We start from the raw sequence: 8,384 nt of genomic DNA, 5'->3' as shown, positions 1-8,384 counted from the left end.
GTCATCGCTAATAGTTGAGTCATACCAATAATTCCATTTAATGGCGTGCGAATTTCATGACTCATTACCGCCAAAAAATCACTTTTGGCTTTAGTCGCTGCCTCAGCTTTGCTTAAAGCAATTTGTAACTCTTTAGTACGAACTGAGACTTTTTGTTCTAATTGAGTTGCCAAATCTTGTAGCACTTGGTTGGATTTATATAGCTGAAGGCTTTTTTCTTCTAATAACAATTCGGCTGCTTTGCGAGCAGCTCTTTCACGCTCTAAACGTTTTTGCCAACGTACTTCATCAATCATTATTATTACTCGTAGCGTACTAGGGTAAAACGCTCCTGTTTAATATCTTTATTATAAATAGCTTCGCGAGTAATGTTAATTTTTTCGTTAAAATACTTAATACAACCAATCATTAAACCTTCGGCTAAGTCTTCAAAATGTCGATTAGATTGGTAAATTAACACCAGTTTATTGGCTTGATATTCTTCGGTATAAAAACGTGGCAGTTGTGCATCAGGATAAAGCTTTTTGACTTCGGCATGAATCACATCTTCAATACCGTGTAAAAAATCTAAGGCGTTGGTCACGTTAGCAAAGAAAACGCTATAGTTTTTGGCAAATTGACCAAATAAATGTTCACCAAACACCTTTAAAAGTTGTGGTACTGGGATAGAGCTACGTTGTGATAACGCAGAGACAAGAGCGACAATTTCTTCATGTGAGTAAGTACCAACGGCGGTGTAAACACCACCTGAAGGTAAATCACAATCATCTATTAAGTCATCAACCATGTCTAAAGAAAAACGATCTTCAACCATTTCTAAAAATTCGGTAAAAACAATGCCTTTCATGGTGTTCTTGTCTCTTTATGTTGACAGATTTAGCGTTTAGCCAGTTTATTCATTAGCTTATAGCCTACACCCAAAACGGTATCGTAATGATTGGGTAATAAACGTTGAATGGCATCTAAGGCTTTGGCATCTTTGCCAATTAACAAACGTTTTTGGTTAGTTTCGATAGCACGAACAATTTGTCTGGCAGCTTCTTCGGCGGTGGTTGCCGCTAATTTGTCAAAGTCAGCCGCTAGTTTTTTGGGGTCAGCCGCTTTGCCAAACATATCATTATGAACACGCGCATTACGGGCAATATTGGTTTTAATGCCACCAGGATGCACACAAGTGACATGAATATTGCTGCCATTTAATTCTTGACGTAATGCTTCGGTAAAGCCCTTTACCGCAAACTTACTGGCATTATAAGCAGATTGTGACGGCACACCAATAATGCCAAATATACTGGAAATATTAACAATATGTGCGTCTTTTTGTTGGCGTAATTGGGGCAAAAACGATTCACAACCATTTACCACACCCCAAAAATTGATATTTAATACCCATTCAAAATCTTGACGGTTCATTGCTTCGACATTTTGTGACAATGCAACGCCTGCATTATTAATCACTACGCTGGCATTGCCTAAGGCACGGGCAACATTGTCAGCAAAGGTTTGAAAAGCCTCACGTTTAGACACATCCAACACTGCGCTATAAACTTTGACACCATGAGCAGCAGCAATATCTACCGTCTTTTGCAAATTGGTTTCATTAACATCGCACAAAGCCAATTGCGCACCTTGTGCAGCGAGCTGTAAGGCTAATGCACGGCCAATGCCTGAGCCTGCACCTGTGACTACAACAATTTTACCCTCAAGATTTTTCATGAGACCGCCTCTTAATACTGTTTTTTAGGACAATTAATGATTGTTTTTTTGCTAAGTTAACTTGCCAATACCACAATCGTTAAGCAATGGCTGGCTAGTCCTCACAAAAGATAGTTTACTTTTGGGCTTTTGGGTAGTGATAAGCGCGCATAATGTGTAAAATACGCGCCATGCTTTTTAGGACTCTGACATTGTGCTTATGCAAAATAGACGAGTTTAAAGAATTTTTGGAGATTTTATGGGACACAAAACCGCACTTTATGAACAACATCTTGCCCTCAATGCCCGTATGGTTGACTTTGGTGGTTGGGATATGCCTGTTCAATATAGTTCAGTCTTGGCTGAACATCATGCGGTGCGTCGTGCCGTAGGCATGTTTGATGTGTCACACATGACCGTTTTAGAGTTAACAGGCGCGGATGCAGTACCTTATTTGCGGCGTTTGTTAGCCAATGATGTTAGCCGTCTAAAAATTGCTGGCAAAGCCTTGTATTCCGCAATGTTGAATGAACAAGGCGGTGTGATTGACGATTTGATTGTTTATGCACCAACCACACAAAAGCCAGACTTATGGCGTGTGATTGTTAATTGTGGCACACATGACAAAGATTTGGCGTGGATGCAAAAACAAGCCGAAGGTTTTGCTATTAATTTAATTGAACGTACCGATTTAGCCATGCTCGCTGTGCAAGGGCCAAAAGCCTATCGTGTGGTGAGTGATGTTTTAGGTGATGAAGCTGGTGCGATTATTCAAGCGTTAAAAGTGTTTCAAGGCCGAGAATATAACGACTGGTTTATTGCCCGTACAGGATATACTGGCGAAGAAGGTTTAGAGATTTTAGTGCCAGAAGCGCAAATTGCCGATTTTTGGCAAAAATTATTAGCCGCTGAGGTTTTACCTTGTGGTTTGGCTGCGCGTGATACCTTGCGTTTAGAGGCGGGTATGAACTTGTACGGCAATGAAATGAACGATGACGTATCACCTTTAGTGGCGAATATGGCATGGACAATTGCATGGGATCATGACTTTATTGGTAAAGAAGCCTTAGTCACTGAACAAGCCAATGGCGTAAAACAGCAATTAGTCGGCTTAGTATTACAAGATAAAGGGGTGTTGCGCTCACATCAAAAAGTGATTGTTGATGGTGTAGGTGAGGGCGAAACAACCTCGGGCACCTTCTCGCCAACAATGGAAAAATCCATTGCCTTGGCTCGTATTCCTGCGGGTGATGTGCAACAAGTTTGGGTTGAAATCCGTGGTAAGCGTTTAGCTGCCAACGTGGTCAAACCGCCTTTTGTCCGTTTAGGTAAAAAATTAGTTTAAATTTGTATTTGTTCCTCCCCCTAGTTTAGGGGGAGGAGTATTTTTAGTTTTATAGATAGAGAGAGATGAAAGATGAGCAATACGCCAAGCGAATTAAAATATGCTTCTAGCCACGAATGGGCACGTTTAGAAGGTGATATCGTGGTTGTTGGTATTACTGACCACGCTCAAGAAGCATTAGGTGATTTGGTGTTTGTTGAGTTGCCAGAAGTTGGCGATACCGTTGCCGCAGGTGACGAAGCAGGTGTGGTTGAATCTGTAAAAGCTGCTTCTGATATTTATGCACCTGTTTCTGGTGAAGTTGTTGCGATTAACACCGCTTTAGAAGACACCCCAGAATTAATTAACTCTGATCCATACGGCGAAGGCTGGATGTACAAAATTCGTGTATCTTCAGTTGAAGAGTTAGATGACTTGTTATCTGCTGAAGAGTACGACGAGCAAGTTGCTGCTGAGCATTGATTGTGTAGCCCGTGTGATAACACGGGAGTCACTGCATATTTGGTGTCCTGTATTACGCGATGCTCCATACAGGCTACGATTGTTGGGTGAGGAGATAATCGCCTCATCCTAACCCTGTCCCTAAATTAGGGAAGGGAACGTGTTATTTTCCCAAGTTTACCGCTTAATCTGAGCAAAATCCCATGCCATTTATTCCGCATACCGACTCTGATGTACGTGCGATGCTCGACACGATGGGTGTTGACAGCGTTAGTGCTTTGTTTGATGAGATTCCTGCCCATTTACGTTGCCAACCCTTAACCGCTATTCCTGATGGTTTAAGCGAAATGGACGCTTTGCGTATTATGCAAGAGCGTAGCCAACAAGATGCAGGTGCTTTGTGTTTTATTGGCGCAGGTGCTTATGAGCATCATATTCCTGCGGCTGTATGGGATGTTGTCGCACGTGGCGAATTTATGACCGCTTATACACCTTATCAAGCAGAAGCTTCACAAGGCACGTTACAAGTCATTTATGAATTCCAAAGTATGATGGCACACATTACGGGTATGGATGTGTGTAACGCCTCTGTGTATGATGGCGCATCTGGTTTATCTGAAGCGGTGTTAATGGCGATTCGTGCCCATCGCAAATCAAAATCCAAACGCATTTTGATGCCAAAAACCGTATCACCGTTATATCGCAGTGCCGTAAAAGCGATTGTTGAAATGCAAGGCATTGAATTAGTTGAATTAGATTATCAACAAGATAACGGCACAATCAATCCTGCCAGTTTAGAAGCCTTTAGTGGTCAAGACTATGCGGCCTTAGTGATTCCTTATCCTAACTTCTTTGGCGCATTAGAAGACGTTGACACCTTAACACGTTGGGCAGAAGCCAATAATATTTTGGTGATTGCTGTGGTTAACCCAATGGCATTAGCTATCTTAACACCACCTAACGAGTGGGGCGATAAAGGTGCAGATATTGTAGTGGGTGAAGGTCAGCCGTTTGGGATTCCTTTGTCTTCTGGCGGCCCTTATGTCGGTTTCTTGTCATGTAAACAAGAACACGTTCGCCAAATGCCTGGTCGTATTATTGGTCGTACTGTGGATTTAGAAGGCAAAACGGGTTTTGCTTTAACCTTACAAGCGCGTGAACAACATATTCGCCGTGCCAAAGCCACGTCAAATATTTGTACTAACCAAGGTTTAGCTATGACCGCTGCGACCATTTATTTGAGTTTAATGGGCGCAGAAGGTTTAGAGCGTGTTGCCTTAGCTTCTCACCACAATATTCAAACTTTAACCCAGCAAGTTAGTCAAATTTCAGGGGTAAAGCGTGTGTTTGATAACGTGGTTTTCCATGAAGTTGTGTTACAACTCAATCAGCCTGTTGCTCCTGTTTTAGCCAAAATGGCCGAATTAGGCGTGTTGGGTGGTTTGGATTTAAGTCCTTATTATCCAGAATTAGGCAATGCCTTATTGGTTTGTACCACTGAAACCAAAAATGCCGCTGATTTAGCGCGTTTTGCTCAAGCATTAACACAAGCTTTAGCTGCTTAGGAAAATGACCATGACCTTAATTTTTGAACGTTCACAAGAAGGCCGTCGTGCTACTTCACAAGCACCTTTAGTTCGTCATGACGCGAGTGACATTCCTGCACAATTCCGCCGCAAAAAATCGGCCGTGTTGCCAGAAGTATCTGAGTTACAAGTTGTCCGTCACTACACCAATTTATCGCGCAAAAACTTTAGTATTGATACTCAGTTTTATCCGCTTGGCTCTTGTACGATGAAATACAACCCACGTGGTGCGCATAAAGGTGCAATGATGTCTGGCTTTTTAGGTCGTCATCCTTTAGCACCCGTTACGCACTCTCAAGGCTTTTTGGCTTGTATGTATGACTTGCAAGAAGTCTTGAAAGAAGTGACAGGCATGAAAGGTGTGTCCTTAACACCAGCCGCAGGTGCACAAGGTGAGTTTGCAGGTGTGGCGATGATTCGTGCCTATCACCAAGCACGTAACGACCATGAGCGTAGCGAAATGTTAATTCCTGCGGCTGCACATGGTACAAACCCAGCAACCGCCGTGATGTGTGGTTATAAGGTGCGTGAAATTCCTGTGCTTGCCAATGGTGACGTGGATGTTGAAGCCTTAAAATTAGCGGTTGGCCCACAAACTGCGGGTTTGATGATGACTAACCCATCAACCTGTGGTGTGTTTGAACAACAAATCGACCAAATTGCCCAAATCGTTCACGAAGCAGGCGGCTTGTTATATTACGATGGTGCAAACTTAAACGCGATTTTGGGTAAAGTCAGACCTGGTGATATGGGCTTTGACGTGTTACACATGAACTTACACAAAACCTTTGCTACCCCACACGGTGGCGGTGGACCGGGTGCTGGTCCTGTGGGTGTGGGTGAGCGTTTATTACCATTTTTACCAACACCGATTGTTGGTAAAGAAGCTGATGGCCGTTATCGTTGGTTAGACAAAAATGACTTGCCACAAAGTATTGGTCATTTATCTGCGTTTATGGGTAATGCTGGCGTATTGTTGCGTGCTTATTTTTATGCGGCTGTGTTGGGGCGTGAAGGTTTGCATCGTGTGGGTGAATATTCAACGCTCAATGCCAACTACTTAATGCACAAATTAGCACAAGCTGGTTTGCAATTAGCGTATCCAGCGCGTCGTGCTTCGCATGAGTTTATTATTACCTTTGCTAAAGAAGCGAAGACTTTGGGTGTATCGGCAATGGATATTGCTAAGCGTTTGTTGGACTATGGTTTCCATGCACCAACAACATACTTCCCCTTGTTAGTACCTGAGTGCTTCTTGATTGAGCCAACTGAAACCGAAGCCAAAGATGAGTTGGACAACTTTGCGACCGCTTTAGTCAAAATTTTGGAAGAGGCCAAAACCGAACCAGAATTGGTCAAAGGCGCACCGCATACCATGCCTGTTCGTCGCTTAGATGACGTACGTGCAGCGCGTGAGTTAGATTTAGTCTGGCAGCCTAAAGCACAGTAAAGCTCTCAATAGAAAAAGGCGCAATGTTGCGCCTTTTTTATGCTATACTTGTAGCTCAAATGAGCAACACTTTTGGTTTTGAGGTGTATTATGGTAGCAACAGCTTTTATTCGGGCCCGTGTTGATGAAGATATTAAACAACAAGCAGCGACTGTATTAGCTGAAATGGGACTAACGGTATCTGATTTAATGAGAATGACCTTGACGAAAGTAGCCAAAGAAAAGGCATTTCCCTTTGAGCTATATACACCTAATGCCTTAACGGCACAAACTTTAGCCAAAAGTGAACGTGGTGAAGAGGTTCATCAGGCAAAGGATGCCGATGATTTGTTTGAGCAGTTGGGGATATAAATGCGTCAGCCAAGCTACTCAGGTCAGTTTAAACGTGATGTTAAAATGCAGCAAAAACGCGGCAAAGATATGGAAAAGTTAAAAATATTGCTAAATTTGCTGATTGAAGGGCAAGTTTTACCATCACATTATGGCGACCATCCGTTACGTGGTAATTGGCAAGGTTTTAGAGATGCTCATATAGAACCTGATTGGCTATTAATTTACCAACTAAGTGCAGATGCAGTACGTTTTGAACGTACAGGACGACATACTGATTTGTTTGATGAATAATCATGTTAATACAACTACTTAAAGAACAACATCAAACAGCCGCGTAATATAACAAATACCAGTCAGTTAAGGCTCTTTTGTTGGTTTCGACTCCCTTCGACTGCGCTCAGTGACCACCGCTCAACCAACGAAAAATGTACCCTGAGCGAAGTCGAAGGGTTATTTTTAAGGGACAATTTTCTCTTAACTGACTGGCATTAGTACCAAGTACGCCTTTTATTTTTTTAAACTATGCCTTCTGAATTTCAGCTGATCAATCAGTATTTTAAACAACGTGGTAGTCATCAAGGGGTCATGTTAGGCATTGGTGATGATGCTGCATTATTAAATGTGCCTCATGGTGAAGTGTTGGTAGCTACCACAGACACGTTTATTGCGGGCCGGCATTTTCCCGAAAATACTCATCCTTTTGCCATTGGTCATAAAGCCTTAGCTGTGAATTTATCTGATTTAGCGGCCATGGGGGCAACGCCACGTTGGGTTTTATTAGCAGTCACTTTGCCTAAAGCCGAACCCTTCTTTTTACAAGAGTTTGCTAACGGTATTTTTAATTTAGCCAATCAATACAAAGTCGCTGTTGTCGGTGGAGACACGACAAAAGGCGAATTAAGTATTACTATTACTGCTTTAGGGACAGTGCCTGTGGGGCAGGCTATTCGACGTGATAGTGCCAAAGTGGGTGATGGGATTTATGTTTCTGGAACAATTGGTGATGCAGGTTTAGGGCTACAATTGGCTTTAAACCAGTATCAAGGTAAAACGCTAAATGATGAGCAAAAATCCTATTGTCGAGCGCGTTTAGATTTTCCCCAGCCACGTATAATGTTGGGGACTGCATTGCGTGGTGTGGCCAGTGCCTGTTTGGATATTTCTGATGGTCTAGCGCAAGATTTAGGACATATTTTACAAGCATCACATGTCGGTGCTGAACTATACTTAGAAAAATTACCTTTCAGTCCAGCATTATTAACATTGCCTGTTGAGCAAGCTTTATCGTTGGCTTTAAATTCGGGTGATGATTATGAGTTATGTTTTACGTTACCTGATGATAAAGCCATCGAAATTGTTAATGCAGGTGTGCCGATCAAACGTATTGGCCGTATTGTTGCGGATGTAGGCTTAAAAATGAGCTATCAAGGCCAAGCCATTACCATTAATCAACAAGGTTATCAACATTTTTAGGCCAATTATGTCTTCATTGTATCCCATTAAAAATCCCATTATTTTTTTAGCCTTTGGTTTA

Annotated in this window: 10 protein-coding genes; 7 read left to right on the top strand and 3 right to left on the bottom strand. The window is 42.3% G+C overall.

The annotated features are described in order from the left end of the window. From Q0212_RS00095 to Q0212_RS00085, 3 genes are all read right to left on the bottom strand, one after another. A partial coding sequence (locus Q0212_RS00095) for a histidine kinase dimerization/phospho-acceptor domain-containing protein (RefSeq protein WP_297920516.1) occupies positions 1-296 on the bottom strand: 296 nt, incomplete at its 3' end. Between the two features lie 5 nt (positions 297-301). Next, complete coding sequence (locus Q0212_RS00090; RefSeq protein WP_297920513.1) at positions 302-847, bottom strand: heme NO-binding domain-containing protein; 546 nt, start codon at positions 845-847, stop codon at positions 302-304. Positions 848-876: 29 nt separating this feature from the next. Beyond that, positions 877-1,716: an SDR family oxidoreductase gene (locus tag Q0212_RS00085; RefSeq protein WP_297920511.1), complete on the bottom strand. Its 840-nt coding sequence runs from the start codon at positions 1,714-1,716 to the stop codon at positions 877-879. Between the two features lie 238 nt (positions 1,717-1,954). Between Q0212_RS00085 and gcvT the strand changes: the two genes are divergently transcribed. From gcvT to thiL, 7 genes are all read left to right on the top strand, one after another. After that, positions 1,955-3,040, top strand: a complete 1,086-nt coding sequence (gcvT, locus tag Q0212_RS00080; RefSeq protein ID WP_297920510.1) for a glycine cleavage system aminomethyltransferase GcvT — start codon at positions 1,955-1,957, stop codon at positions 3,038-3,040. 72 nt (positions 3,041-3,112) lie between these two features. After that, positions 3,113-3,502, top strand: a complete 390-nt coding sequence (gene gcvH, locus Q0212_RS00075) for a glycine cleavage system protein GcvH (protein ID WP_297920508.1) — start codon at positions 3,113-3,115, stop codon at positions 3,500-3,502. 182 nt (positions 3,503-3,684) lie between these two features. After that, positions 3,685-5,046 (top strand): aminomethyl-transferring glycine dehydrogenase subunit GcvPA, encoded by a 1,362-nt coding sequence (gene gcvPA / locus Q0212_RS00070; RefSeq protein WP_297920507.1) that lies wholly within the window; start codon positions 3,685-3,687, stop codon positions 5,044-5,046. 10 nt (positions 5,047-5,056) lie between these two features. Continuing rightward, on the top strand, positions 5,057-6,517 hold the full coding sequence (gcvPB, locus tag Q0212_RS00065; RefSeq protein WP_297920505.1) for an aminomethyl-transferring glycine dehydrogenase subunit GcvPB: 1,461 nt from the start codon (positions 5,057-5,059) through the stop codon (positions 6,515-6,517). Between the two features lie 90 nt (positions 6,518-6,607). Beyond that, positions 6,608-6,868 (top strand): type II toxin-antitoxin system RelB/DinJ family antitoxin, encoded by a 261-nt coding sequence (locus Q0212_RS00060; protein WP_297920503.1) that lies wholly within the window; start codon positions 6,608-6,610, stop codon positions 6,866-6,868. Next, positions 6,869-7,141 (top strand): type II toxin-antitoxin system YafQ family toxin, encoded by a 273-nt coding sequence (locus Q0212_RS00055; protein ID WP_297920501.1) that lies wholly within the window; start codon positions 6,869-6,871, stop codon positions 7,139-7,141. 231 nt (positions 7,142-7,372) lie between these two features. Next, the gene (gene thiL, locus Q0212_RS00050; protein ID WP_297920500.1) at positions 7,373-8,323 is read left to right on the top strand and encodes a thiamine-phosphate kinase; all 951 of its coding nucleotides are present in this window, start codon (positions 7,373-7,375) and stop codon (positions 8,321-8,323) included. The last annotated feature ends 61 nt before the right edge of the window (positions 8,324-8,384 follow it).

Origin of the sequence: uncultured Agitococcus sp. (assembly GCF_937920075.1) — a bacterium.
Lineage (GTDB): Bacteria > Pseudomonadota > Gammaproteobacteria > Pseudomonadales > Moraxellaceae > Agitococcus.
Note: the sequence above shows the minus strand (reverse complement) of the source record. Positions and strands in the feature narration are given on the sequence as shown.

Excerpts from the sequence above, each read along its gene's own strand:
- Q0212_RS00090 (WP_297920513.1), bottom strand. The coding sequence starts at position 847 with ATGAAAGGCATTGTTTTTACCGAATTTTTAGAAATGGTTGAAGATCGT.
- Q0212_RS00085 (WP_297920511.1), bottom strand. The coding sequence starts at position 1,716 with ATGAAAAATCTTGAGGGTAAAATTGTTGTAGTCACAGGTGCAGGCTCA.
- gcvT (WP_297920510.1), top strand. The coding sequence starts at position 1,955 with ATGGGACACAAAACCGCACTTTATGAACAACATCTTGCCCTCAATGCC.
- gcvH (WP_297920508.1), top strand. The coding sequence starts at position 3,113 with ATGAGCAATACGCCAAGCGAATTAAAATATGCTTCTAGCCACGAATGG.
- gcvPA (WP_297920507.1), top strand. The coding sequence starts at position 3,685 with ATGCCATTTATTCCGCATACCGACTCTGATGTACGTGCGATGCTCGAC.
- gcvPB (WP_297920505.1), top strand. The coding sequence starts at position 5,057 with ATGACCTTAATTTTTGAACGTTCACAAGAAGGCCGTCGTGCTACTTCA.
- Q0212_RS00060 (WP_297920503.1), top strand. The coding sequence starts at position 6,608 with ATGGTAGCAACAGCTTTTATTCGGGCCCGTGTTGATGAAGATATTAAA.
- Q0212_RS00055 (WP_297920501.1), top strand. The coding sequence starts at position 6,869 with ATGCGTCAGCCAAGCTACTCAGGTCAGTTTAAACGTGATGTTAAAATG.
- thiL (WP_297920500.1), top strand. The coding sequence starts at position 7,373 with ATGCCTTCTGAATTTCAGCTGATCAATCAGTATTTTAAACAACGTGGT.